The following is a 24,735-nucleotide window of genomic DNA, read 5'->3' on the forward strand; positions in this document are numbered from 1 at the left end:
CATATCCCCGCAGTGGACAACAACGTGACCGAAGCCCTGACCCTGGCCCCGGCCGCCGCCATCTCCGATGCGACGGCGGCGGAGCCGCTGGCCCTCTACATCCACTGGCCGTTCTGCGCCGCCAAGTGCCCGTACTGCGACTTCAACTCCCATGTCCGCCCGGAGGTGGACGCGGGGCGCCACGGACGCGCCCTGCTGGCCGAGCTGGAGCACGAGGCGGCGCGCGCTCAGGGGGGCAGCACCCGGCGCCGGCTGGCGAGCATCTTCTTCGGCGGCGGCACCCCCTCCCTCATGCCGCCGGATGCGGTGGCGGCGCTGATCGCCCGCGCGACGGCGCTGTTCCAGCCCGAGGATGACCTGGAGATCACGCTGGAAGCCAACCCGACGAGCGTGGAGGCGGGAAAGCTGCGGGCCTTCCGGGAGGCCGGGGTGAACCGCCTCTCGCTGGGCGTGCAGGCGCTGGATGCGGCCTCGCTGGGTTTCCTCGGCCGCAACCACTCGGCGGGGGAGGCGGTGGCGGCGCTCGAGCATGCCCGCGCCACCTTCCCGCGTCTGTCCTTCGACCTCATCTACGCCCGCCCAGGCCAGTCCATGGCGGAGTGGCGGGCGGAGCTGCGGCGGGCGCTGTCCCTGGCCGCCGACCACCTCTCGCTCTACCAGTTGACGGTGGAGCCGGGCACGCGCTTCGCGACCGAGCACGCGCGCGGCGCCTTCCGCCTGCCGGAGGACGACGAGGCGGCCGCCCTCTACGCCGCGACGGTGGAGGAGGCGGCGCGCTTCGGGCTGGAGCCCTACGAGGTCAGCAACTACGCGAAGCCGGGTGCGGAGAGCCGGCACAACCTGGCCTACTGGCGCTACGCCGACTACCTGGGCATCGGCGCCGGCGCCCACCAGCGGCTGACGCGCGCCGGCCCGGAAGGGTTTGACGTGCTGGCCGCCCGCCGCCACCGCGCGCCGGAGATCTGGCTGGAGCGCGTGGAGCGCGACGGCCATGCCCGGGTGGAGGAGGAGGCGCTGACGCCCGTGGAGCGGGGCCGCGAGGCCATGCTGATGGGCCTGCGCCTGGCCGAGGGCGTGGCCCCCGCCCGCATTGCCGCCCGCAGCGGGCTGGGCTTCGACGCGGTGGTGGACCGCGCGATGCTGGATGCGCTGATGGAGGAGGACTACCTGCGGTGGCTGCCGGATGGCCGGCTGCAGGCCACGATCGAAGGGCGGCTGAGGCTGGACGCCATCCTGCCCGTTCTGTTGCGCTGAAGCGGGAGGCGAAGAGATGAGCGAAGAGACAGGCGAGACATCCCCCATGGCTGGCGCGATCGCCGCCGCCCAGGCGGCCTTCGCGGCCGACGAGTTGATCCGGGACCAGCCCGCGGGCACCCCGGGGCGCCGCGAGCGCATGGCCCGGATCATCCACGAGATCGCGGATGCCTGGGAGGTGGAGCGCGTGGACCTGACCATGGCGCTCACCCAGGCTTCCGTCCGGAAGAACTGAGGCGGCCGGCAGGGCGGGATCCGTCCTCCCGGGCCCTCCGTCGCGCTGTCGGCCCGGACATCCCCGTGGCGGGGAACGGGGACGGGCACCCGGGCTGACCTTTCCCGCGGGCCCGCCTAACCTCCCCGGACGACGAGGGGATTCGGCATGTACGATCTGGCGATCTGCGGTGGCACGGCCGTGCTGGGCGATGCGGTGGTCCGCTGCGACATCGGCATCTCCGGCGGCCGCATCGCCGCCCTTGCGGAGCGGATCGACGAGGCGCGGCAGGTGATCCGGGCGGATAGGCTGCTGGTGATGCCCGGCGGCGTGGACACGCACTGCCACATCGAGGAGCCGCTGCCCGAGGGCGGGTACCAGGAGGAGAGCTGGGAGAGTGCCTCCCGCTCCGCCTTCGCCGGCGGCACCACCAGCGTGGTCTGCCACACCACCCAGGAGAAGGGCGGGACGCTGCTGGAGCGGCACCGGTCCAACCGGGAGCGCGCCTCGGCGGGCGCCATGGTGGATTACGGCTTCCACCAGATCGTGGCGGACCCTTCGGACGCCGCGCTGGCGGAGATCCCGGCCCTGGTGGCGGACGGCATCGGCAGCCTGAAGGCCTTCCTGACCTACGACAACGTCCACCTGGACGACGCCGCCTTCCTGCGCGTGCTGCAGGCCGCCAAGCGCAACGGACTGATGGTGCACGTCCACTGCGAGAACTACGACGCCATCAACCTCGCCGTCTCGACGCTGCTGGCGAATGGCTGCACGGCGCCGAAGTTCCACGCCCTGTCCCGCCCGCCCGTGGTGGAGCGCGAGGCGACGGCGCGCGCCATCGCGCTGGCGGAGCTGGTGGGCCAGCCCATCCACATCTTCCACGTCTCCTGCGCGGAGGTGGCGGAGGAGATCGCCCGCGCCCAGGCGCGCGGCGTGGCCGTGAAGGGCGAGACCTGCCCGCAATACGTGACGCTGACGGCCGAGGACATGGACCGGCCGGGTTTTGAGGGCGCGAAGTTCATGTGCAGCCCGCCGCCCCGCGGCGCCGCGGACCATGCGGGCGTGTGGTCCATGCTCCGGCGCGGCGTGCTGGACATGATCACCTCGGACCACTGCGCCTTCTCCTTCGAGGGCGCGCGCGGCAAGGCGAAGAACGGGCGCGACGCCGCCTTCGACGTGATCCCCAACGGCGTGCCCGGCCTCGCCGCGCGCCTGCCGATCGTCTTCTCCGAGGGCGTGTCGAAGGGCCGCATCGACCTGTCGACCTTCGTGAAGCTGGTGGCGGAGAACCCCGCGCGCATCGCCGGCCTCTACCCGCGCAAGGGCGTGATCGCCGTCGGCAGCGACGCCGACCTCGTGCTGTGGGACGCGGAGCGGCCGGTGACCCTCACCAACGCCCTGATGCAGCACGCCGTGGACTACACCCCCTATGAGGGGCTGGAGGTGGTGGGCTGGCCCGCCGCCACCATCCGGCGCGGGGAGGTGGTGATGCAGGACGATGTGGTGCTGGCCCGCCCCGGCACCGGTCAGTGGATGCCGCGCGGGCCGCAGGCGCGCTAGGCGCGCCTACTACTCAGCGCCGCGGCAGGCAGGCCTCGGAGAGAAGCCTGAAGGCGGCGGCGCGGTGGCTGATGGCGTGCTTCCGGGCCGGGTCCATCTCCGCGAAGCTCTGCGTCTCGCCGTCCGGGACGAACATGGGGTCGTAGCCGAAGCCCTTCTCCCCGCGCGCGGGCCAGACCCAGACGCCGTGGGATTCGCCGAGGAAGGACTCCACGTGCCCGTCCGGCCAGGCCAGGACGAGCGCGCAGGAGAACCAGGCCTTGCGGTCCGGGGAGTGGCGGGCAAGGCGTTCCACCTTCGCCATCGCGGCCGCGTAGTCGCGCGTGCCGTCCGGCTGCTCCGCCCAGTCCGCCGTGTAGACGCCCGGCGCGCCGTCCAGCGCGGCGACTGAGAAGCCGGAATCATCGGCCAGCGACACGGTGTTGCTGGCGCGGGCGGCAGCCAGGGCCTTGATCGTGGCATTGCCGACGAAGGTGTTCTCCGTCTCCTCCGGCACGGGCAGGCCGAGGCTGCCGGCGGTGATCACCTCGATCGCGTGCTCCGCCAGCAGGGCCGCGACCTCGCGCGCCTTGCCGGCATTGTGGGTGGCGAGGACGAGGCGCTTCTCCGTAAGGGCGCGGGTCACAGTCCGACAGCCTCCCGCTGGGCGGCGAACAGGGTATCCGTGCCGGCGCGGGCGAGGGAGATCAGGCCTGTCAGCTCGGAATCGGTGAAGGGCGCCCCCTCCGCGGTGGCCTGGATCTCCACGATGCCGCCACGGCCGGTGAGGACGAAGTTGCCGTCCGTATGGGCCGCGCTGTCCTCGGCATAGTCCAGGTCCAGCACGGGGACGCCGTTGTGGATGCCGCAGGAGACCGCGGCCACCTGGTCCACCATCGGGTTGCGGGCGATGATGTTGTTCCGCATCAGGTGCTGGAAGGCCAGGTGCAGGGCCACCCAGGCGCCGGTGATGGCAGCGCAGCGCGTGCCGCCATCGGCCGTCAGCACGTCGCAGTCCAGCGTGATCGTCATCTCGCCCATGGCGGCGCGGTCCGTCACGGCGCGCAGGCTGCGGCCGATCAGGCGCTGGATCTCCTGCGTGCGGCCGGACTGCTTGCCGCGCGCCGCCTCCCGCTCCCCGCGCTTGTGGGTGGCGCGGGGGAGCATGCCGTACTCGGCCGTGACCCAGCCCTCGCCCTTGCCACGCATGAAGGGGGGAACGCGGCCCTCCACGCTGGCGGTGCAGAGCACTTCCGTGACGCCCATGCGGATGAGGCAGGAGCCCTCCGCGTGGCGGGCGAAGCCGGGCTCGAGCTTCAGATCGCGCAGCTGGTCGGCGGTTCGGCCGGAGGGGCGGAGTCCGGTGGAGGCGGCGGACATGGGCGGGCACTCTCCTGCGAGGGAGGCGGGAGGAACACGCCCGACCCCTCCGCTGTCAACGCTTCCACCTGAACCTCCACCGGCGCCTGCTCCCGTGCCACCTCGGCGGCGGCCAGGTCGCCGGGGGGCAGCCAGAGGGTCAGCATCGCGGCCCAGGCCCCCACGGAAGGAAGGCCCCGCCCCTGTGCCGATCCCTTTTGCGTCTCGCCCATGGTGGCCTCCGCATCCCCTGACGGCATTGGGGCAGGGGGTTGAGACGGAAGGATGTCCGCCCCGTGACCGATTGTGGCGGGCCTGCCTTACGGGGGGCTGACCGCGATCGCGTGATGCGGGGCGCGATGAATGGTGGCTTTCGTTGACGTCGCGGGGGGCGCTCCCTAGCTTTCAGGGTCCGCTTCCCTGGAGACGAACAACCGAATGGGCGCCCAGCCCAACCATCGCCCCGGGCCCGGACCGATCCGGGCAAGTTCCCCCCTTGCGGCCAGCGGCAGCATCTTGCCGGGGCTGGACAACCGCAGCGCGTCCATCCTGCGCCAAGTGGTGGAACTCTACGTGGAGACCGGCGAGCCGGTGGGCAGCCGCACCCTCTCCCGCCGCCTGCCCAGCGCCCTGTCGCCGGCCACCATCCGCAACGCGATGGCGGACCTGGAGGAGGCGGGGCTGCTCTATGCCCCCCATACCTCCGCCGGGCGGCTGCCGACGGAGCGGGGGCTGCGCCTGTTCGTGGACGGGCTGCTGGAATTCGGCGACCTGACGGATGACGAGCGGGAGGCGATCGCGGCCCGCTGCGCCGCCTCCGGCCGCTCCATGCAGGACACGCTGGCGGAGGCCGGGCAGATGCTCTCCGGCCTTGCCGGCGCCGCGGGGCTGGTGGTGGCGCCGAATGCCGAATCGAACCTCCGCCACATCGAGTTCGTGGCCCTTGGCCCCGGCCGCGCCCTGGTGGTGCTGGTGGGGGAGCGCGGGCAGGTGGAGAACCGCATCATCGAGGTGCCGGCGGGCCTTCCGGCCGGGGCGCTCGCGCAGGCCGGCAACTACCTGAACACCCGCCTGAACGGGCGCACGCTGGAGGAAACGCGGGCCCTGGTCGAGGGCGAGATCTCGGCCAACCGCACGGCGCTGGACGCGCTGACGAACCAGGTGGTGCAGTCCGGCCTCGCGACCTGGGCGGGGGGCGGGGGCGGATCGCTGATCCTGCGCGGCCAGTCCCGCCTTCTGCAGAACCTGGACCAGGCGGCGCGGGTGGCCGAGATCCAGTCCCTCTTCGACCGGCTGGAGGCGCAGGAGACGATGCTGCGCCTGCTGGAACTGGCCCAGCGCGGCCAGGGCGTGCAGATCTTCATCGGGGCGGAGAGCGGGGTCTTCGACACCGCCGGCCTCTCCATGGTGGTGGCGCCCTTCCGCAACGGGCAGGAGAAGATCGTGGGCGCGATCGGGGTGATCGGGCCCACGCGGATCAACTACGGCCGGGTGATCCCGGTGGTGGACTACACGGCCCAGGTGATCGGGCGGATGCTCGGATAGGGCGTCGCCCCGGGGCTCCTTAGCCCCTCATCTCAGGACTTGGTTCTCAGCAGCGCCGCGTTGTGCTCCAGCAGGGTGGCCTTGCGGTAGCGGAGGTCGTGCGTGACCTCCTCCCCCGCCCAGGGGGGCATGGGGATCGGCTGGTCCGGGTGTTCTAGCTCCACCTCGGCGAACTCGATGCCGGAGAGGGCGCCCTGGTGGATGTCGATCGCCCAGGTCAGCCCGCCATAGGGCACGATGTGGCGGACCTTCTCCACATGCGGCATGTCGCAGAGGGCGAAGATCTCATCCGCCTCCGTCAGCGGGATCTCGTACTCGAACTCGGCCCGGCTGATGCCGTCTCGCGGGCCCTTCACCGTGATCCAGGCGCGGTCCCCGCCGTGCCGGACCCGGACCTTGCCCTCCCCGAACCGGGCCAGCAGCCCGTCCCTCAGGCGGCGCGTCTCCACGACCCCCGCCTTCCAGCCGTCACCGACGAGCAGGAACTTGCGCTCGATTTCCATAGGCATGGAGAGGGGCCCTGCTGCCGAAGGCCCGCCATGTAGCGCAGGCGCCCTCCCGTGGAACCCCCCGGGCCCGCGCTGGCGGGGCCGAGGTTTCCGCGGAGCTTTCAGCGCGTCCGCACCCAGCCCGCCTCGGCCAGGTCGGCCGGGCAGGCCCGGGAGGAGCCGTTCCGCAGCAGGGCCGGCGAGAGGGATGCGTCCGCCGCCGGCACCTCGCAGCGCGCGAACTGGCCCGTGGCGGTGTTGTGCACGTCGATCATCTCCACCCCGCCGCACCCGGCGACGGTGAGGGCGAGAAGGGCGAGAAGGGCGCTTCGGGAAGCCATGGCCGGATCGGTCCTCAACAATGCCTGTCAGCGGCGGCGAGTCCGGCGCCGGGCCTGACCCTGGCGGCAGGCTCCGCGCCATCCTTGGCGGCCATCCTATCCGGGTTCGCCGGGCCTGCCTTCCCCTCCCGCGCGACGTCCCCGCATGGAACGCCGGCGCGCCCGGGCAGGGGAGGGGATCAGCGGCGTTGACAGCCGGAACGACAGCATGATCCCGTCTTGGCACTCCCCGGTTCCCGCAGCGCGGCCCAATGCCCGAGGCCCGGTGCCCGAGACCCGGTGGGGCGCCGTCGGAGGTTCCCGTGACCATGGCCACGCACGCCGCGATGACCCGCCCTACCCATCCTCGCCCTTCGGTTTGGCGGGGCATCACGGCGGCGCTTGCGCGCGGGCTCCGCGGCGCGCTGCTCGTGATCCTGCTGCTGCCCGGTGCGGCCCTGGCGGCGGACCCGCCTCAGTCTTCCCCGACCCAGCCCTCCCCGGCGCGGCGGATCGCGCTGGTGGTTGGCAACAGCGCCTACCGGAGCCTCGGGGCGCTGGCCAACCCCGCCAACGACGCGACGCTGATCGCCGGCACCCTCAAGGGCCTCGGCTTCGACCTCGTCGGGGGCGGCCCGCAGCTGAACCTCGACAAGCCCGGGTTCGACCGGGTGGTGCAGCAATTCGGCGCGGCGCTTCAGGACGCCGATGTCGGCCTGTTCTACTACGCGGGCCACGGGCTGCAGATCGGGGGCACGAACTGGCTGGTGCCGGTGGGCGCCAACCCCACGGGGCCGAGGGATGTCGACTTCCAGATGGTCGATGCCGAGCTGGTGCTGAAGCAGATGCAGTTCGCCCGGACGAAGCTGAACATCCTCATCCTCGATGCCTGCCGCAACAACCCGTTCGGCGGGCGCGGCCTACGGTCCTCCAGTGGCGGGCTGGCCGAGATGCGCGCGCCCCAGGGCACCCTGATCGCTTATGCCACCCAGCCCGGCAACGTCGCCCAGGACGGGGCGGGGGCCAACAGCCCCTTCTCCTCGGCCCTGGCAGCGACGCTGGTTCAGCCCGGGCTGGACGTCTTCCGCCTGTTCAACCAGGTCGGCCTGGCGGTGAAGCGCGAGACGGCGGGGGACCAGCAGCCCTGGGTATCCAGCTCGCCGATCGAGGGCGAATTCTTCTTTGCCGCCGCCCCCGGCGCTGGCGCCGTGCCGCAGCCCGCCGCCGACCCGGACCAGCAGTTCTGGCAGTCCGTGGCGAACAGCAACCAGCCCGCGGAGTACCGCGCCTACCTCTCGCAGTTTCCGCAGGGGCGCTATGCCGAGCTGGCCCGCGCGCGCCTCGCGCCGCCGCCGCTGCCCGGGAAGCCGGAGGCGCTGGCGGCGCTGCCCTCCTTCCGGCCCAACCGGCCACCCACGCCTGCCCGGCCGCCAGCAGAGGCGGTGCCGAGCCTGTTCCTGGCGAGCGTGCGGGCGCTGAACGAGGTCGGGCGCTCCGCCGAGCACGGCTATCTGGGCTATGCGCGGGAGTTCAACCCGGACCGTGGCCCGACCGGCCGGGAGACCTCGGTCAGCTTCCCCAACGTCTTCGGTCCGACCGAGCGGGAGGCGCTTCGCCAGCTCTCCCTGGCGCTGGCGGGCGGCGGAAGTGGCTCCGCCAGGGCGGCCGTCTTCGCGGACGTCACCGAGCCCCTGGCGCTCCCTCGCCCGCCGCCGGGTGCCCGGCCCGCGCCGGTGCAGGCCGAGCCCCTGCCGATCGCCGCCGAGCGCTTCGTCGCCGCCGCGAACGCGCTGATGGGGGTGCTGGAGCAGGCGCGGCCCTATTACGATGCGAACAACTTCCTGGACGATCGCTTCGCCCGTGGGCGTGCCATGCATCCCGGCATCATCGCGGCCTACCGGGACTTCCTGACGGCACGGATCGGGCTGACGGAGGCCCTGCGCGCCCTGGTGCCGGCGGAGCGCGAGACCTACCTGAGCGGGGCACGACCGGAGATCCGGCCCGCGCAGGTGCTGGTGCAGAGCAACCTGACCCAGGCGCGGCAGCTGCTGGGGTTCATGGTGGCCGGACTGGAGGGCGGCAAGGATCCGCGTGGCATCGACCAGAACCGGCTGCAGGCGGAGATCGACCTCTACGAGCGCAGCCTGAACGAGTTGCAGTCCCGCGTGCGCGGCGGAGACGGCACCGTCAGCGAGGCGATGTTCGGCACGGGCGGCGCGATCCGGATCAACTTCTACCTGAAGAGCGCGGGCGAGTTCCTGACGATTTCGCGCTACCTGCTGCGCCAGCTTCGCGCCCGCAGGCCGATCGAGGACCTCTATTTCAGCTTCCGGACCGGCTACGAGAACGATGTCCTATCCCGCTTCAACAGCCTCGTCGGCTCGGCCAACGCCCTCAGCGGTGCGTGACGGCGCCGGGCGCTGATTCCGGCCTTCCGCTGTCGGGCTGTGGTCAGGGAGAGGAAGAAGGAATTCTTCCTCTCACCGGACGCGTCAGAACAAAGGCGTGACGGCGGTCACGACCGCACCCAGGGCGAGACGGGGATGGGGGTGCCGAGGCTGTTCGCGGCCCGGTCCTTCAGTTCCCGGAACTTGCCAGAGAGGGAATCCAGGCGGGCGTCCCAGGCGGGGTCCGGGGCCTGGCCGTCGGTGACGGCGAAGAAGGCCTGCATCATGCAGGCGATGGCGAGCGGTTCCAGCAGCGCGGCCTTCACGCCCCAGGCGAGGATCAGTGCGAAGAGGACCCCGGCCGCGCTGCACCCGCCTGGCATGAGGAAAGCGAGGGCGGCGGCGGGGGCTAGGAGCAGCAGGAAGACGACGAAGGCGAGGCCGTAGGTGATGAGGGCGAGGACCGCGGCGTTGCGGAGCATGGCCCCGTGATTCTGGGCATAGAGGACCAGGGCCTCCCGCGCGGAGGCCCAGGGATCGGTGGCGCGGTGGCGGATGGCGTGGGCGAGGATGACCTCGTCCACGAAGCCGACGCCGATCCGCAGGAAGGCGCCGATCAGGGTGGCCAGGGCGTCCATCCCCGGCAGGGGGATGAGGTCGGCGATCCCGCGCGCCAGGCCGGTGACGGCGCGGATGACGCCCTTGGCGAGCTGGTCGATGCCGAAGAGGACGCTCGTTTCCTTGAAGCGGGCGCGGACGACGGCGGTGCCGTAGGCGACCTGGCCCTGCCCTTCCGGCAGGGGGCGGTTGTCCATCAGCTCCACCAGCACGGCGAGGTGGCCGGCCTTGACGGCGTAGAGGACGTACTCGCGCAGCAGGTAAAGGATTCCGGCGATGAGGCCGAAGCCGATGGCGCCGCCCCAGAAGGCACCTCCCAGCCGCGCGTCAGGGCCCCCGAAGCCGCCCAGGCCGAAGCCGATGCCCGCCCCGAGGCCGGTGACGAGGATGTAGGCGACGGCCATGCCGAGATAGACGAGGGCGCGCAGGCCCAGGCAGGGCGCGGTGCGCGCCATGAGCCACAGGGCGCGGCTGACGCTGAAATCCATCGGGGGCTCCCCCTCGCCGAGAGGGCGAAGGGTGCGCCGGATCGTTGCGGTTGTCGATCTTTCGGGGATCAGAGCCCGCGCGTGTTCACCACGACGGCGTAGAGGGAGCGGGCGCCCGTGATGAACAGGCGGTTCCGCCGCAGCCCGCCGAAGCAGAGATTGGCCGCGCGCTCCGGCAGGTCGATATGGCCGATCGGGGCACCGGCCGAATTGAAGATCCGCACCCCGTCCTGCTCCGGCGTGCCCATGCCCCAGCCGCACCAGAGATTGCCGTCCTCGTCCACGCGGAAGCCGTCCGGGGTGCCGCCGGGCTCGGCGGTGATGAAGTCGCGGCGATTGCCGAGGCGGTTGTTCGCGCCGACGTCGAAGGCGAGGATCTTGCGGGGATTGGTGCGGCTCTCCACCACGTAGAGAATCGATTCGCCGGGGGAGAAGGCGAGGCCGTTCGGGCCTTCGATCCCTTCCGCCGCCACCTCCAGCGTGCCGCGGGCGGGGTCGGCGCAGTAGAGGTTCTGGGGCAGTTCCTGCTCCGCCCGCTCACCCTCGTTGTCGGAGAGGATGCCGAAGGGCGGGTCGGTGAACCAGATCGTGCCGTCGGACTTCACCACCACGTCGTTGGGGGAGTTCAGGCGCTTCCCCTGGTAGCGGTCCGCGATCACGGTGATGCGGCCGTCATGCTCCGTGCGGGTCACGCGGCGGGTGGCGTGCTCGCAGGTGACCAGGCGCCCCTCCCGGTCCCGCGCATTGCCGTTAGCGAAGTTGGAGGGGCCGCGGAAGACGGTGGTGGCGCCGGTCGCCTCGTCCCAACGAAGGATGCGGTCCTCCGGCACGTCGGACCACAGGAGGCAGCGGTGGTCCCCGAACCAGACCGGGCCTTCCCCCCAGCGCGTGCCGCCGGCGAGCTTCTGCACGGGGGCGTTCATCACGCGGTAGCGGGCGAAGGAGGGGTCCAGGTCCCGTAGGCGGGGGTCGGGATAACGGGCCGTGGGGGTCCAGGGGGCCTCGTTCGTCCACGGCATCGGCGAACGGGGCATCTGCGAAGCGGGCGTTTCCATGTGGGGAGGCTGCAAGGCGCCGCAACCCGCCGCAAGTCCCCTCGTTGGGAAGCAACATACCCTAAGGAGGCAACACGATGCGCGGCATTCTTCTGTGGCTGATCGGCATTCCCATCCCCATCATCATCCTGCTCTGGCTCTTCGGCGTCCTGCATTAGGACCGGGCCCGGGCGGGCGCCCGGACGGGGGCGCCCAACGGAGATCCCCGCCGGAGACGCCCCATCGGCGTAGCAGGAGGGCCGCCCCGGCCGCCGGGGCGGCTTTCCTTTTGGGCCGGGCTCCTTTACTCCCGGAGCCCCTTGCCCGTGGGTTCCCCACCTACCTTGCCGAGAGAAGCCATGTCCCAGGATCGTGTCGTGCCCGTGGTCCTGTCGGGCGGGGTCGGCACCCGTCTCTGGCCGCTGTCGCGGGAGGGGTTCCCCAAGCAGTTCTGGCCGCTGATCTCGGATGCCAGCATGTTGCAGGAGACGGTGGCGCGCGGCACCGGGCCGGATTTCGCGCCCCCGATGGTGGTCTGCGCGGAGGCGCACCGCTTCCTGGTGGCCGAGCAGCTGCGCGATGCCGGGATCGCGGTCGGCGCCGGCGGCGCGCGGATCGTGCTGGAGCCGGCGGCCCGCAACTCCGCCCCCGCCATCGCCGCCGCCGCCGTGCTGGCGGCTGAGGAGAACCCGCACTCCCTCCTCTGGGTCATGCCGTCCGACCACGTGGTGAAGGACCTGCCGGCGCTGCACGCCGCGCTGGGCCTGGCCTGCACGGCGGCCAAGTCCGGGCGGATCGTCACCTTCGGGATGCGCCCGCAGAGCCCCGAGACGGGTTTCGGCTACATCGAGGCGGGCGCCCCGCTGGCCGAGGCGCCGGGCGTCTCTGCCATCGCCTCCTTCGTGGAGAAGCCCGATCAGGCGCGCGCCCAGGCCTTCCTGGAAGGTGGTAAGCACCTCTGGAACGCCGGCATGTTCGTCGCCAGCGCCTCGACCCTTCTGGCGGAGCTGGAGCGGCTGCAGCCGGAGCTGGTGGCTGCCGTCCGCACCGCCGTGGAGGAGGCCACGCGGGACCTCGACTTCGTGCGCCTCGGCGCGGGCTTCGCGGAGAGCCCGAACATCTCCATCGACTACGCGGTGATGGAGCGGACGGCCCATGCGGCGGTGGTGCCGGCCGATATCGGCTGGTCCGACGTCGGGTCCTGGGACGCGCTGTGGCAGGCCAGCCCGCAGGACGCGGCGGGGAACGCCACCCACGGGCCCGTGGAGCTGCTGGACGCCAAGGGCTGCTACGTGCGGTCCGAGGGGATCCTGACGACCGTTGTCGGCCTCTCCGACGTGGTGCTGGTGGCCACCGAGGACGCGGTGCTGGCCCTGCCGCGCGACCGCGCGCAGGACGTGAAGAAGCTGGTGGACCAGCTGAAGGCGAAGAAGCGGCCGGAGGCCGGGGCGCATCGCCGCATGTACCGCCCCTGGGGCCACTACGAGGGCCTGATCCAGGGCGAGCGCTTCCAGGTGAAGAAGATCCTGGTGCGGCCGGGCCAGAAGCTCTCCCTCCAGAAGCACTTCCACCGCGCCGAGCACTGGGTGGTGGTGAACGGCACCGCCATCGTGGAGCGCGATGCGGAGCGCATCCTGCTGCGGGAGAACGAGTCCGTGTACCTGCCGCTGGGCTGCGTGCACCGGATGGAGAACCCGGGGATGATCCCGCTGACCCTGATCGAGGTGCAGTCCGGCTCCTACCTCGGCGAGGACGACATCGTGCGGTTCGAGGACACCTACGGGCGGGTCTGAGGCGGCGCTCACGCGGTTCCAGGGGGAAATTCTCTCCGCCTAGCCCCCCTCTCATCTGTCTCTATCGGGCTGCCGCGGAATGCTCGGCTGGCCCGCGCAGCAGACGTTTTCCGTCGACTCGGGGGCATGATCCCGCGCCGAGCGGCTTGGTCGCTCGGCGCGTTCCAGTTCCGCATTCCGCGGCAGCCTCTGAGAAAAAGATGAGGGTGAGGGGGCCGGGGAGAGGGAGAATTCGTTCTCCCTCTCCCCGGGGCCGCCCGCTCGCCCTTTGTCATTTCCGCCACCGCCGACAGGATGGCGCGCATGGACGCGCCCGCCCGAACCATCCCGCAGAGCCCCCGCGCCGAGGCCACGCGCCAGCGCATCCTGGACGCCGCAAGGGCGGAGTTCGCCGCCAACGGGTTGGCGGGCGCGCGGGTGGACGAGATCGCGGCGCGGGCCGGCGCCAACAAGCGGATGCTCTACGCCTATTTCGGCAACAAGGAGGACCTGTGGGTGGCGGTGCTGGAGGCCGCCTACGCCCATAAGCGGGGGGAGGAGCGGGCCCTGCAGGTGGACGGCCTGCCGCCTGCCGAGGCCATGGCGCGGCTGGTGCGCTTCAACCTGCGCTACACGGCGCGGCACCCGGAATTCGTGGCACTGCTGAACCAGGAAAACCTGCACCGCGCCGCCTATCTGGCGCGGAGCGAGCGGGTGCCGGCGCTGTACTCCCCGCTGCTAGAATCCCTCAGCGCGGTGCTGCAGCGGGGCGCGGACGGCGGAGTGTTCCGCGCGGGGGTGGACCCGATGCAGGCCTACATCACCCTCGTCTCGCTAGGGCATTTCTACGTGTCGAACCTGCACACCCTCTCCGCCATCTTCGGGGCAGGGCTGGGCGCGGAGGCGGCGATCGAGGCGCGGGAGGCGCATGCGGTGGAGGTGGTGCTGGGCTGGCTGCGGCCCTGACGCAAGGCGCTTGACGAGATGCGGCCCCGGGCGCTTAGGTAACCACGCGGTTACCTAAGAACTCCCGGGGAGGAAGCGCGAATGGCGCAGCGGCGTATCGGCCTGATCATGCACGGCGTGACCGGACGGATGGGGATGAACCAGCACCTGATCCGCTCCATCGCGGCCATCCGGCGGGAAGGGGGCGTGGCGCTGCCGAATGGGGACCGGATCATGCCGGACCCGATTATCGTGGGCCGCAACCGGGAGAAGCTGGAGGCGCTGGCGAAGGCGCACGGGGTGGAGCGGGTCAGCACCGACCTGGACGCCTGCCTGGCGAACCCGGACGACACGGTGTTCTTCGACGCGGCGACGACGCAGATGCGGGCGGAGCTGCTGAAGAAGGCGATCGGGGCCGGCAAGCACGTCTATTCCGAGAAGCCGACGGCGGAGAACCTGGAGGACGCGCTGGACTTGGTGCGCGTGGCGAAGGCGGCGGGCATCAAGCACGGCGTGGTGCAGGACAAGCTGTTCCTGCCGGGCCTGCGCAAGATGAAGATGGTGATCGACAGCGGCTTCCTCGGCCGCATCCTCTCCGTGCGCGGGGAGTTCGGCTACTGGGTCTTCGAGGGCGACCTGCAGCCGACGCAGCGGCCGAGCTGGAACTACAAGAAGGCCGAGGGCGGCGGCATCATCCTCGATATGCTCTGCCACTGGCGCTATGTGCTGGACAACACCTTCGGCGAGACGAAGTCCGTCTCCTGCCTTGGCGCCACGCATATTCCCGTGCGCTACGACGAGAACGACAAGCCCTACGACGCGGACACGGACGACGCGGCCTATGCCACCTTCGAGCTGGAGGGCGGCATCGTCGCGCAGATCAACTCCTCCTGGACCACGCGGGTCCGGCGCGACGATCTCGTGACCTTCCATGTGGACGGCACGCACGGATCGGCGGTGTGCGGGCTGACGGATTGCTGGACCCAGGCGCGGGTGAACACGCCCAAGCCCGTTTGGAACCCGGACGTGCCGCAGACCATCAACTTCTACGAGGGCTGGCAGAAGGTGCCGGACACCCAGCCCTATCCGAACGGCTTTCGCGTGCAGTGGGAGGAGTTCCTGAAATACGTGGCGGGCGAGCGGGCGGATTATCCCTGGGACCTGATGGCGGGCGCGAAGGGCGTGCAACTGGCGGAAGCCGGGCTGAAGTCCTGGGCGGAGCGGCGCTGGATCGACCTGCCGAAGCTGGAGGCGTGACATGGCGGTGCTGAACCTGCCGACGCCTGGCGGCGCGATCGAGGCCTACACCACGGGCGCGCCGGGAATCTTCGCGGTGGCGAAGCCGCCCTATCCGCGCGTGGCCTATGCCGCCGCCCATGTGGTGGCCGACCCGCTGGCGGAGCAGGATCCCTGGCTGGACGTGAAGGTGGATTGGGACCGCACCATCGCCTTTCGCCGGCACCTCTGGTCGCTGGGACTGGGCGTCGCGGAGGCGATGGACACGGCGCAGCGCGGCATGGGGCTGGACTGGAACGGGGCGCAGGAGCTGATCCGGCGTTCCCTCGACGCCGCGAAGGACTTCCCCGATGCGGTGATCGCCAGCGGCGCGGGAACCGACCATCTGGCGCCATCTCCCGACGTGACGGTGGACGACGTGATCCGCGCCTATGAGGAGCAGTGCGCGGCCGTCGAGGGCATGGGCGGGCGCATCATTCTGATGGCGTCGCGCGCGCTGGCGAAGGCGGCGAAGTCTCCGGACGACTACGTGCGCGTCTATGACCGCGTGCTCTCCTCCGTGCGGCAGCCCGTGATCATCCACTGGCTGGGCGAGATGTTCGATCCGGCGCTGGAGGGATACTGGGGCCACCACGACCACATGGCGGCGATGGAGGTGGCGCTGGACGTCATCGCCTCGCACGCGGACAAGGTGGACGGCGTGAAGATCTCGCTCCTGGACGACGGGAAGGAGGTTTCCATGCGGCGGCGCCTGCCCAAGGGCGTCCGCATGTACACCGGCGACGACTTCAACTACGCGGAGCTGATCGCGGGCGATGCCGAGGGGCATTCGGACGCGCTGCTCGGTATTTTCGATCCGATCGCGCCGGCGGTGGGCGGGGCGCTGGCCGCGCTGTCGCGCAACGACCTCTCCACCTTCCACGAGATCCTGGCGCCGACCGTCCCGCTCTCCCGCCACATCTTCAAGGCGCCCACGCGGTTCTACAAGACGGGCGTGGTGTTCATGGCCTGGCTGAACGGGCACCAGGACCACTTCGTGATGGTGGGCGGGCAGCAATCCACGCGCTCCATCCAGCACTTCGCGGAGCTGTTCCGTCTGGCCGACAGGGCGGGGCTGCTGCGCGACCCGGAGATGGCGGCCTCGCGCATGCGGTCGCTGCTCGCGCTGCACGGAATTGCGTGATGGGCGCCCCGGGGCCGCTCTCGCTCAACACCGTCACGGTAAAGGAGAAGTGGGGGTTGGCGGAGTGCATCGAAGGATGCGCGCGCCACGGCATCCCCGGCATCTCCCCTTGGCGCGACGTGCTGCAGGCCATGGGGGTGGAGAAGGCGGCGCGGGCCATCCGCGATGCCGGGCTCTCCGTTTCCGGCCTCTGCCGCGGCGGCATGTTCCCGGCGGCCGATGCCGCCGGGCGCGCCGCCGCGATCGAGGATAACCGCCGCGCCATCGCGGAAGCGCAGGCCATCGGCGCGGCCTGCCTGGTGATGGTCTGCGGCGGACTGCCGCCCGGCTCGAAGGACCTGGACGGCGCCCGCGCGATGGTGCGCGACGGGCTGCACGCCATCATGGAGGAAGCGCGCGCGGCGGGCGTGACGATCGCGCTGGAGCCGCTGCACCCCATGACCTGCGCGGACCGCTCCGTGCTCTCCACGCTCGGTCAGGCGCTGGACCTCTGCGACGAGCTGGGCGCGGGCAGCGGCGTGGCGCTGGACGTGTACCACGTATGGTGGGACCCGGCCTTGCGCGAGCAGGTGGCGCGCGCCGGAACGCGCATCGCTGCCTTCCATGTCTGCGACTGGCTGGTGCCGACCACCGACACGGTCTTCGACCGCGGCCTCCCCGGCGAGGGCGTGATCGACATCCCCGGCATCCGCGCGGCCGTCGAGGCGCAGGGCTACCGCGGCCATACGGAGGTGGAGATCCTCTCCCGCCGCTGGTGGGCCGCAGACCCGGACGAGGTGCTGGAAGAGATCGGGCGGAGACACGCCTCCGCCTGCTGAGCGTCCAAAGAAAAGAAACTGGGGAAACACAGGAATGAGCATCACCCGACGTCATCTTCTCGGTGCCTCCGCGTCGCTTCTGGCCGCGCCCGCGCTGGCGCAAGGTGAATGGACGCCCTCGCGCCCCATCCGCTTCGTGATCCCCTTCGCGGCCGGCGGCGCGACGGATGTGGTGGCGCGCGTGCTGGCCGACCGCATGGGGGAACGGCTGCACCAGGCCGTGGTGGTGGAGAACCGCGCGGGCTCCGGCGGCAATATCGGCATGGAGAACGCCGCGCGATCCGCCCCCGACGGCACCACCATCGTCATGGGCACCACGGGCACGCTGACGATCAACCAGCACCTCTACGCCACGACAGGCTTCGACGCGGTGAAGGATTTCGCCCCGATCGGCATGGCCTTCGCCACCGATCACGTGCTGATCGTGAACGAGAAGGTGCCGGCCCGCACGGCGCAGGAGTTCGTCGCCTACCTGCGGGAGAACCCGGGCAAGGTGAGCTACGGCTCCGCCGGCTCGGGCTCATCCACCCACATGGTGGCGGAGCTGTTCCGGCTGGCCGCGAAGGTGGAGGTGACGCACGTGCCCTATCGCGGCAGCGCCCCGGCGCTGAACGACACGGTGGCGGGCAACGTGCAGTTCATGCTGGACCAGCTCCCTTCCGCGATCGGCATGATCCAGGGCAACAAGGTCCGGGTGCTGGCGACCACCGGCCCCGGCCGTTCCCTGCCGGACGTGCCGACGATGCGGGAAGTCGGCCTGCCCGCCGCCGAGGCCACCTCCTGGGGCGCCGTGCTGGCGCCCGCCGGCACGCCGGCCCCGGTCGTCAGCCGCCTCAGCGCCGTGCTGCGGGAAGCGCTGGCCGATCCCGCGATCCAGCAGCGGCTGAAGGCGGCGGGGGCGGATGCCGTGTCCTCCACGCCGGACGAGCTGAAGGCGAAGATGGCCCAGGAGGTGGAGACCTGGGGGCGCGTGGTGCGGGAAGCGAAGATCACCGTGAACTAGGACCCGCCCTTTCTGCGCGAGTGAAAGATTCTTTGGGCGTCGCTGCATCCAGACCTGCTCCTCCTCCGTAGCGCTGACGGCGCCGCGCCGCGCCCGTCGGACCTCGCCGGGCTGCCGGCCCGGTGCCGGAGGCAGGCGTGGGCGGCCTTCCAGGGGCTTGCCAATCGCGCGGAAGGATGGGGCGGGGGCTTGATGACCAAGGAAGAGGTGATCCGGGAGCTCCGGCTGGAACTGCGGAACCTGATCCGTGAGTTGGAGAACCTGGCGCGGGCCGCGGACTACCTGGGCGTGCCGGAGTTCTCGGCGGTGCTGCGCAACACCGGCGCGCTGCTGGCGGAGCAGGAACCGTCCGAGCCCTGGCCGCTGGGCGCCCCCTCCGGTGCCGGAGCTGGAACGTCTCACATCTAGGCGTGCGCTGGTCGGGCTGCCGGTTCAGCGGGCGTAGGCGCCGGCCCCGCGCCGGACGGCATCCTCCCGCCCGGCGCGCGTCACTTCCCAGAGCGGGTTGTCCACGGCCAGGCGCTGCCCGCCATCGCGCTGCACCGGGCGGATCACGGCGGTGCCGGTGCCGCGGGATTCCCCGCCGAAGATCGAGAGGGGGACACGGACATAGATGCCCTTGTCGAAGGAACCCTCGCCGAATCTCGAGAAGGGGACGTTCGTGAAGGTGGCGAAGCCGCCGACCTCGATGCCGCTGTCGAAGCGGCGCCCCATCTCGACCGTGGCGCCCCAGTCCCCGGCCAGGTAACGGCCGGCGCGGAGGATCCCGTAGAGGTTCCACACGGGAAGATCGGCGTAGAGCGAGAGGTGGCCGGTGGCGGTGTTGTAGTCGCGGAAGCCGAGGAGGCCCTTCGTATCGCGCTGCTGCACGACGTTCAGGTCCAGGCCCAAGGCGAAGCCACGATCCGCGGGGCGCCAGAGGACTTCCGTGGAGACGCCGCCGAACATCGGCTCCAGCAGCCCGGCGGTGGCGCGGGCGAAGACATCCGGGGCGAGGTTCCAGACGCGCTCCGCATAGAGGCCGGGGATCGAGGTCTTCCCGTCGCGCGCATACAGCGCGTAGTCGCTGCGGACATGCGGGATCCGGCTGTCCGAGGGCAGGCCGCGGTCGAGGTTCCCGAACACCGCCTGCTGCAACGCCCCGGCGGCGCTGATGCCGTGGCCGAACTCCACGCGCCCCCCGGCAGCGACGGCGCCCTGGTAGCGCAGGGTGCGGGAGGGATCGCCGAGCTGAAGGTTCAGGCGGGGCTCCAGGACCAGGTCCCAGCTCGGGCCGGGCTCGGTGAAGGCGCCCGGCCAGTCCTTCGTGAAATCCGGGCCGGTGGCGGGGAGGAGCGTGGTGGCGGACCAGGCCTCCTCCACGCTGCCGAAGGGTGTGGAAGCGGCCTCCAGGCTGTGGCGGGGAATGAGGATCGCGCCGGTTTCCGCACCGGCCTGCCACCAGGAGAGACGCAGGGATTCCACCCCCGGAGGCAGGATGCCGTTCACGGCCCGCAGCACGCGGGAGGCGACGCCGGGCAGGGTGCGCTGGTTGCCCTCGGCCACGGCGATGCGGGCCTCGGGGCCGCGCTCCTCATAGGCCAGGGGGCGGAAGCCTGCGCCGCGCAGGGCCTCGAAGGCGGCGCGGGCCCGCTCGTCCCCGGTGCCGGCGCGGGGCTGGCGGGCGGGCAGCGGCGGCACGGGGCGCAGCCGCGGGGCCTCCGGCGGGTTGGCGGGGTCCATGCGAAGGGAGAGGCGGACGAGGGCATCCGTGCCGTGGACGAAGGCGAGCGAGGCGTCCACGTGCTCGCCCTGCCACTGTAGGCCAAGGTTCACGGGGCTGCGGGCGCGGCCTTCGGGATCGCCGCGGCGCGCGGGGTAGCCGCCGCGCTCGTCGCGCAGCGCGTCGCCGGACCACTCGGCCTTGGCGCGCACCCCGTCCAGGGTGCCCCAGGGCGTCTCCAGGGGCGGGATGCTGTACTCGACCCCGCCGAACAGGGACACGTCCTCCCCGCGGAAGAAGTCCAGCCGCAGCGTGCCGCCGCGCCCGACATCGCGCGGGCGGGTGCGGAATCTCTCGGAGAGGTCGGTCAGCGGGTTGTTGATCGTCCCCGTGGTGCCCAGTCGCCCCCAGCCGAGGCCGAAGGAGACGTCCAGCGGCCCCCAGCGGCGGGAGGCGACGAGGTATTCCCCGCCATAGATGCCCGTTCCGATCAGGTCCTGCAGCCCCACCGCCACCGCGGGGGTCCAGGGCCCTTCCTCCAGCAGGCGCAGCTTCACGTCGAAGGCGCGGTCCGTGGTGCTGCCGCGACCCGTGGTGGCGTTCAGGCGCTCCGTCAGGCGGAAGGTGGTTTCCAGGAAGGGCAGCGCCTGGAAGTTCACGAACCAGAAGCGGCGCTGGTGGCGGTACGTGCCGCCGGCCTCAAGCGTGCCGTCCTCGCGGAAGCGGGCGTTCCGGCTCTCGATCAGCCCGGCCCCGCCGAAATCGCCCCCCGTGGCCGGCACTTCCTCACCCCCGGCCGGGACGGCGAGGAGACCGAGCAGCAGGGCGAGCCGGGCAGCACGCATGAGTATGGCTATGAAAAGGTTGATCGCATTTCCGTGATGTGTTTGGCCATGGGGATGGAAGGAAGACAAGCCGGAACCCGCGACCGCCGCGCGAAATCCGGGGGATGGACACCCTCCGGCCACGCTCCCAGGATCGGGGCATGACCTTCTCGCTCCTCGGTCGCTGCGCGCGCACGGGCCAGATCGGCGCGGCGGGCGCCACCTCGGACCTCGCCGTCGGGGCGCGCATCCAGCATGTGGCGCCCGGCATCGGGGCGGTGCTGACACAGCACCGGACCGATCCGCGCCTCGGCCCACGCGGGCTGGCGCTGCTGCGGAGCGGCTGCGGGGCGGCGGAGACGGTGGCGGCGCTGGTGGCCTCAACCCCTCATGCGGATTGGCGGCAGCTTGCCGCGCTGGACGCCACGGGGCGCAGTGCACATCACCACGGCGCCCGGGTGAAGCCGGCGCGGGCGGCGGCCCAGGGGCAGGATTGCGTGGCGCTCGGCAATATTCTCGCGAACGAGGCGGTTCCGGCAGCGATGCTGCGGGCCTTCGAGGCCGACCCTGCCGCGCCGCTGGGCGACCGCCTGCTGGCAGGCCTGGCCGCGGGCCAAGCGGCAGGGGGCGAGCACGGGCCGGTCTTCTCCGCCGTGCTGGAGGTCTGGGGCGACCAGGACTTCGCCCTGGCCGACCTTCGCGTGGACCGCGCGGCGGCGCCGATCGCGGAACTGGCCGGGCTCTGGAAGGACTGGGCGCCGAAGATCGACGAGTTCGTGCTGCGGGTTCTGGACCCGGACCGGGCGCGTGGCGGCGCCGCGGGCTCCGTCAGCCCCCCGGGAAATACCGCGTAAGGCGCCACGGCATCCCCGTGCCTGCCATGGGCCGCTGAGCCGGGGCTGCCCGGCCAACCCGCGAAAAACCGGGGCTGGGATGCGGTGCCTTCGGCGGCACGGGCGTCGCCCCTGATCCTCTATGCGGGCGAGGACAGTCTCCTGGATCGGCAAGTGGCCGAGGCCGGGCTGGCGCGGTGCGACGACGGGGAACTGAGGATCATCGATGGCGCCAGCCACCGGCTGCACATCGAGCAGCCCGAGAGGATCAACGCGAAAATCCTCGGATTCCCGAGCCTTCCCGAGAAAGACGCAGGCCAGGGCAGCCAGACCCCATAACGTCGTCCTGACCCGCGTTGACGCGGACGAGCCGCTCAGGCGCTGGAACTGGTGCCCCAGCCGCGCTGGCGGCGCCGGCGCCCGACGAGGAAGGCCACCACCGCCGCGATGGCAAGCAGGACGATCATGACGATCGGCGGCTGGGAGAAGCTGTCCGGCCAGAGATAAGGCATCACCGACAGCAGGACGAGGAAGATGACGATACCGACGATCGTGCGGAGCATGGTCCGGATCCCCTAGCCCATGTGCTTGCCGAGGAAGGCAAGGGCGCGCCCCTCGGCCAGCTCCGTCGCGGCGGGATCGTAGCTGCCGCGGTCCTCGCAGGCAAAGCCATGGCCGGCACCGGGATAGACGAAGATCTCCACCTCCGGCTGGGCTTGGCGCACCAGTTCCACGTCGGACAGCGGGATGCCCTTGTCCTCCGCCCCGAAATGAAGCTGCACCGGGCAGTTCGGCACCTCCGTCCGCGTGCCCGCGATGCCGCCGCCGTAGTAGCCGACCGCGGCCTTGAAGGAGGTGGACCGCGTGGCGCCCCACCAGGCGATGGTGCCGCCCCAGCAATAGCCGATGATGCCGCGCGCGGCCCCGGCCGGCAGGGCGGCCGCGGCCGCCTCCACGTCCAGCATCACGCCCTCGTCCGGCACCTGCTTACGAAGCGCCATGCCGCGCTCCCGGTCCGCCGCCTCGTAGCCCAGTTCCACGCCGCGCTCGGCCCGGTCGAACAGGGCGGGGGTGATCACGGCCCAGCCGAGACTCCCCAGATGGTCCGACAGGCGCTTCACATGAGGGTTCACCCCGAAGATTTCCTGCACCACCACCAGGGCGCGCCGCGCGTCCGCCGGCCCGGCCCGCCATGCGGAAAGGCGGTGGCCGTCGGCGGCGGTCAGTTCGATCTGCATGATGGCTTCCCGGGAATCGGGCGCTATCCTGAGCGCATGGCCGAGATCGTCAACCTGAACCGGGCCCGCAAGGCGCGCGACCGCGCGGCCGAGGAGGCGAAGGCCGCCGCCAACCGCGCTGCCCATGGGCGCACCAGGGCAGAGCGGGCGAAGGACGCGGAGGCGAAGGCGAAACGGGACGCGCTGCTGGACGGGGCGCGGGTAGAGACGCCACGCGAGGACTGATCTGGCGGCCAGGAGGCGCTGCCCCCTGGAACCCCTGCCAAGGGCCTGAGGCCCTTGGATCCCCGTCTGGCTGCCGTCGTGCCGTCCTGACACGGGGTTTCGGTATGATGGCTTGATCCTGCCCCTGCAGTAGCCTCGGGTCGCCGACCCGAGGCGCACCGTCAGCGAAGCCGGACCAACGACTAGAGAAAGATGATGGTGAGGGGGCCGGGGAGAGGAAGAATTCCTTCTTCCTCTCCCCGGGACAGAGCCTCAGCCCTCCTTCTTCGCGACCAGCCCGCGAACCTCGTCCATGGCTTCCGAGAAGCGCTTGTTCAGCACCGTCAGCGCCTCGGAGTTGGACTTCTGGATGAGGTCGGCCAGTTCCTTCATGTTGGTCACAGCCTTCTCGTAGCTGGACTTCACCATCGCGGCCTGCTTGGCGGCCTGGTCCTGCGGGTTGCTGACGGAGGTGGCGCCGCGCACGGCATCCGTCATCTCGGCCATGGACTGCTGCAGGATTTCCATGTGCCGGCGGGCCACGGCCTGCGCGCCTTCCAGCGCTACGCGATTGGCCACGGAAAGGGCTTCCAGGTTGCGGCGCTGGGCGTCGGCCAGAGCCTGCACGTCCATCATGGGCAGTCGCATCTCGGACAGGAGGCGCATCGGGTCCATCTCCGGCGGGAGGGTGGGGCGGTCGGACATGGGTGTTCCTCCGGTTCCGTTCGTGGCTTAGCCCGCCATCCTTGCCCGGCCTGCCGGCGCGCGTCCAGCGAAGGCCTCGTGTCAGTGCCGGATGTCAGGCGATCGAAAGCGGCCCCGAGCCGCCCTTCTTGCGCGGCGGGGTCGGGGTAGCCGGTGCGTCCGGCGCCTCGGGGCTGAGGGCGGAGGGCGGGACGGGCTCGGCCGGGGGCAGCGGCTCGGCGGCGGCAACGCCGGGGGTGCCGCCCTCGCCGGGCTGCTCCGGGCCCGCATCGGCGTCGGCCAGCATGATGCCCGTATCCGCCAGGGGGGGATCCACGATGTCGGGCGGGGCGGAATCGACGCCCTCCACCGGGCCGGGGTTCAGGTCGGGCAGGGCCGGCTCCTCCTCCGTCAGGCGCAGGGTGCTGGCCACCTTCTCCGCGCGGTCCAGCGCGCGGTCCAGCGCGGCCATGGTGGGGCCGAGATCGACGCTCTCATCCGTCTCCCAGGCGCGGGCGACGGAGAGCCAGACGCCGACCAGCCCCTGCACCCGCAGGGCACCCGCGATCCCGGCGGTGGAGACGCCCGCGCCCTCCAGGGTCCAGGCCATGGAGGCCATGAGGATGGGGGAGAGGAAAAGGGCGGAGAGCGGGTCCCGCATCAGGTCCCGCTGCATCCGCAGGATGCCCTCCCGGTGCGGCTGCAGCGCGTCCAGCCGGCGCATCAGAAGGTCGAAGACCCGGTCCCGCGCGGTGCCGAAGCCGGTCTGGCCGGGAACGGTCCCTTCCAGCACCGCCTGGTCCACCGTGCGGGCATGGGCGCGCAGCAGGTCCACCGGGGTGGGATAGCGGCCGCGCAGGTCGGACAGGCTCTCCCCGCTCTCGGCCGCGATGCGGGCGAAGGTGGTGCCGTGCCAGCCGTGCTGGGCCACCACGCGCCAGAAGGCATCGAGAAGGGCCGGGGAGGGGGCGTCGCGCATATCCATCGCCCTGCAAGATGGCCCATTCCCGGGATGGATCAACCGCAGGAGATCATGTGCTTGGGGGC

26 protein-coding genes are annotated in these 24,735 nt (G+C 71.5%); 15 read left to right on the top strand and 11 right to left on the bottom strand.

What is annotated here, in order from left to right; translation table 11 throughout:
- Positions 1-24 precede the first annotated feature (24 nt).
- The 3 genes from hemW (at position 25) to hydA (ending at position 3,028) form a co-directional block, all read left to right on the top strand.
- The gene (gene hemW / locus J5Y10_RS13070; protein WP_342452909.1) at positions 25-1,254 is read left to right on the top strand and encodes a radical SAM family heme chaperone HemW; all 1,230 of its coding nucleotides are present in this window, start codon (positions 25-27) and stop codon (positions 1,252-1,254) included.
- A gap of 16 nt (positions 1,255-1,270) precedes the next feature.
- Positions 1,271-1,489 (top strand): hypothetical protein, encoded by a 219-nt coding sequence (locus J5Y10_RS13075; protein ID WP_209374206.1) that lies wholly within the window; start codon positions 1,271-1,273, stop codon positions 1,487-1,489.
- Positions 1,490-1,636: 147 nt separating this feature from the next.
- Positions 1,637-3,028 (top strand): dihydropyrimidinase, encoded by a 1,392-nt coding sequence (gene hydA, locus J5Y10_RS13080; RefSeq protein WP_209374208.1) that lies wholly within the window; start codon positions 1,637-1,639, stop codon positions 3,026-3,028.
- Positions 3,029-3,041: 13 nt separating this feature from the next.
- Here hydA and rdgB read toward each other — a convergent pair whose 3' ends face one another.
- Positions 3,042-3,653, bottom strand: a complete 612-nt coding sequence (gene rdgB / locus J5Y10_RS13085; RefSeq protein ID WP_209374210.1) for an RdgB/HAM1 family non-canonical purine NTP pyrophosphatase — start codon at positions 3,651-3,653, stop codon at positions 3,042-3,044.
- Positions 3,650-4,387, bottom strand: coding sequence for a ribonuclease PH (gene rph / locus J5Y10_RS13090; RefSeq protein WP_209374212.1), 738 nt, complete (start codon positions 4,385-4,387; stop codon positions 3,650-3,652). Before rph ends, rdgB begins: the two co-directional genes overlap by 4 nt.
- Positions 4,388-4,804: 417 nt before the next feature.
- Between rph and hrcA the strand changes: the two genes are divergently transcribed.
- A complete protein-coding gene (gene hrcA / locus J5Y10_RS13095) occupies positions 4,805-5,911 on the top strand; it encodes a heat-inducible transcriptional repressor HrcA (RefSeq protein ID WP_209374214.1) in 1,107 nt (368 codons plus the stop codon).
- 32 nt (positions 5,912-5,943) lie between these two features.
- On the opposite strand, the gene J5Y10_RS13100 is transcribed toward hrcA, so the two are convergent.
- Entirely contained in the window at positions 5,944-6,420 is a 477-nt protein-coding gene (locus J5Y10_RS13100) for a CYTH domain-containing protein (RefSeq protein ID WP_209374216.1), read from the bottom strand.
- Between the two features lie 101 nt (positions 6,421-6,521).
- Entirely contained in the window at positions 6,522-6,740 is a 219-nt protein-coding gene (locus J5Y10_RS13105) for a hypothetical protein (RefSeq protein WP_209374218.1), read from the bottom strand.
- Between the two features lie 308 nt (positions 6,741-7,048).
- Here J5Y10_RS13105 and J5Y10_RS13110 point away from each other — a divergent pair, with 308 nt between their 5' ends.
- Complete coding sequence (locus J5Y10_RS13110; RefSeq protein WP_245214683.1) at positions 7,049-9,127, top strand: caspase family protein; 2,079 nt, start codon at positions 7,049-7,051, stop codon at positions 9,125-9,127.
- Between the two features lie 107 nt (positions 9,128-9,234).
- On the opposite strand, the gene J5Y10_RS13115 is transcribed toward J5Y10_RS13110, so the two are convergent.
- Positions 9,235-10,212, bottom strand: a complete 978-nt coding sequence (locus tag J5Y10_RS13115) for a hypothetical protein (RefSeq protein ID WP_209374222.1) — start codon at positions 10,210-10,212, stop codon at positions 9,235-9,237.
- A gap of 68 nt (positions 10,213-10,280) precedes the next feature.
- Complete coding sequence (locus J5Y10_RS13120; protein WP_209374224.1) at positions 10,281-11,246, bottom strand: SMP-30/gluconolactonase/LRE family protein; 966 nt, start codon at positions 11,244-11,246, stop codon at positions 10,281-10,283.
- Positions 11,247-11,605: 359 nt separating this feature from the next.
- Here J5Y10_RS13120 and J5Y10_RS13125 point away from each other — a divergent pair, with 359 nt between their 5' ends.
- The 7 genes from J5Y10_RS13125 (at position 11,606) to J5Y10_RS13155 (ending at position 18,611) form a co-directional block, all read left to right on the top strand.
- Positions 11,606-13,039 (top strand): mannose-1-phosphate guanylyltransferase/mannose-6-phosphate isomerase, encoded by a 1,434-nt coding sequence (locus J5Y10_RS13125; RefSeq protein ID WP_209374226.1) that lies wholly within the window; start codon positions 11,606-11,608, stop codon positions 13,037-13,039.
- A 303-nt stretch (positions 13,040-13,342) separates the two neighbouring features.
- A complete protein-coding gene (locus J5Y10_RS13130) occupies positions 13,343-13,984 on the top strand; it encodes a TetR/AcrR family transcriptional regulator (RefSeq protein WP_209374228.1) in 642 nt (213 codons plus the stop codon).
- 81 nt (positions 13,985-14,065) lie between these two features.
- Positions 14,066-15,220, top strand: a complete 1,155-nt coding sequence (locus J5Y10_RS13135; RefSeq protein WP_209374230.1) for a Gfo/Idh/MocA family protein — start codon at positions 14,066-14,068, stop codon at positions 15,218-15,220.
- A 1-nt stretch (position 15,221) separates the two neighbouring features.
- A complete protein-coding gene (locus J5Y10_RS13140) occupies positions 15,222-16,382 on the top strand; it encodes a dihydrodipicolinate synthase family protein (protein WP_209374232.1) in 1,161 nt (386 codons plus the stop codon).
- Positions 16,382-17,200 carry a sugar phosphate isomerase/epimerase family protein gene (locus tag J5Y10_RS13145; protein ID WP_209374234.1) on the top strand — a complete coding sequence of 273 codons (819 nt, stop codon included), beginning with the start codon at positions 16,382-16,384 and terminating at the stop codon, positions 17,198-17,200. Before J5Y10_RS13140 ends, J5Y10_RS13145 begins: the two co-directional genes overlap by 1 nt.
- Before the next feature lie 34 nt (positions 17,201-17,234).
- Positions 17,235-18,203 carry a Bug family tripartite tricarboxylate transporter substrate binding protein gene (locus tag J5Y10_RS13150; protein WP_209374236.1) on the top strand — a complete coding sequence of 323 codons (969 nt, stop codon included), beginning with the start codon at positions 17,235-17,237 and terminating at the stop codon, positions 18,201-18,203.
- Positions 18,204-18,392: 189 nt separating this feature from the next.
- Positions 18,393-18,611: a hypothetical protein gene (locus J5Y10_RS13155; protein WP_209374238.1), complete on the top strand. Its 219-nt coding sequence runs from the start codon at positions 18,393-18,395 to the stop codon at positions 18,609-18,611.
- A 24-nt stretch (positions 18,612-18,635) separates the two neighbouring features.
- Here the strand turns inward: J5Y10_RS13155 and J5Y10_RS13160 are convergent, their stop codons facing one another.
- Entirely contained in the window at positions 18,636-20,750 is a 2,115-nt protein-coding gene (locus tag J5Y10_RS13160; RefSeq protein WP_209374240.1) for a YjbH domain-containing protein, read from the bottom strand.
- Positions 20,751-20,890: 140 nt separating this feature from the next.
- On the opposite strand from J5Y10_RS13160, the gene J5Y10_RS13165 reads away from it, so the two are divergent.
- The gene (locus J5Y10_RS13165; protein WP_209374242.1) at positions 20,891-21,583 is read left to right on the top strand and encodes a DUF1028 domain-containing protein; all 693 of its coding nucleotides are present in this window, start codon (positions 20,891-20,893) and stop codon (positions 21,581-21,583) included.
- A gap of 153 nt (positions 21,584-21,736) precedes the next feature.
- Positions 21,737-21,901, top strand: a complete 165-nt coding sequence (locus tag J5Y10_RS13170) for an alpha/beta fold hydrolase (RefSeq protein WP_209374244.1) — start codon at positions 21,737-21,739, stop codon at positions 21,899-21,901.
- A gap of 35 nt (positions 21,902-21,936) precedes the next feature.
- Here J5Y10_RS13170 and J5Y10_RS13175 read toward each other — a convergent pair whose 3' ends face one another.
- Positions 21,937-22,125, bottom strand: a complete 189-nt coding sequence (locus J5Y10_RS13175) for a hypothetical protein (protein WP_209374246.1) — start codon at positions 22,123-22,125, stop codon at positions 21,937-21,939.
- 12 nt (positions 22,126-22,137) lie between these two features.
- Positions 22,138-22,800 carry a dienelactone hydrolase family protein gene (locus J5Y10_RS13180; protein ID WP_209374248.1) on the bottom strand — a complete coding sequence of 221 codons (663 nt, stop codon included), beginning with the start codon at positions 22,798-22,800 and terminating at the stop codon, positions 22,138-22,140.
- 36 nt (positions 22,801-22,836) lie between these two features.
- On the opposite strand from J5Y10_RS13180, the gene J5Y10_RS13185 reads away from it, so the two are divergent.
- Positions 22,837-23,025 carry a DUF4169 family protein gene (locus tag J5Y10_RS13185; RefSeq protein WP_209374250.1) on the top strand — a complete coding sequence of 63 codons (189 nt, stop codon included), beginning with the start codon at positions 22,837-22,839 and terminating at the stop codon, positions 23,023-23,025.
- A gap of 252 nt (positions 23,026-23,277) precedes the next feature.
- On the opposite strand, the gene J5Y10_RS13190 is transcribed toward J5Y10_RS13185, so the two are convergent.
- On the bottom strand, positions 23,278-23,709 hold the full coding sequence (locus J5Y10_RS13190; protein WP_209374252.1) for a phasin family protein: 432 nt from the start codon (positions 23,707-23,709) through the stop codon (positions 23,278-23,280).
- A 94-nt stretch (positions 23,710-23,803) separates the two neighbouring features.
- Positions 23,804-24,667, bottom strand: coding sequence for a TetR family transcriptional regulator (locus J5Y10_RS13195; RefSeq protein ID WP_209374253.1), 864 nt, complete (start codon positions 24,665-24,667; stop codon positions 23,804-23,806).
- Positions 24,668-24,735: the final 68 nt, after the last annotated feature.

The organism is Roseomonas indoligenes, from assembly GCF_017813365.1.
GTDB lineage: Bacteria > Pseudomonadota > Alphaproteobacteria > Acetobacterales > Acetobacteraceae > Roseomonas > Roseomonas indoligenes.